Raw genomic sequence first — 261 nt, 5'->3', positions numbered from 1 at the left:
CCACCGGCCGCAGCCTCCGCCGCCATGGGCGCCGGCGCGCTGCCTGCCGCGCCCTCGAGCAGGGCCACGAGGTCGCCGATGTTCACGCGGTCGCCGATCCGGACCTTGAGCGCCTGGACCACGCCGGCCGCGGGCGAGGGGATTTCCATCGACGCCTTGTCGGACTCCACGGTAAACAGCGACTGCTCCGGCTTGACGCTGTCGCCAGGCTGGACGAGCAGCTCGATGACGGCCACGTCCTTGAAATCGCCGATGTCGGGC

The 261-nt window shown here is 71.3% G+C and carries 1 protein-coding gene; it reads right to left on the bottom strand.

The annotated features are described in order from the left end of the window. The coding region (locus tag VTU_RS30375; protein WP_010110618.1) for a biotin/lipoyl-containing protein at positions 1 to 261 on the bottom strand (261 nt) is incomplete at both ends.

This window comes from Verminephrobacter aporrectodeae subsp. tuberculatae At4 (assembly GCF_000193225.1).
Classification (GTDB): Bacteria; Pseudomonadota; Gammaproteobacteria; order Burkholderiales; family Burkholderiaceae_C; genus Acidovorax; species Acidovorax aporrectodeae.
The sequence above is the reverse complement of the archived record's forward strand: the minus strand, read 5'-3'. Positions and strand labels throughout refer to the sequence as shown.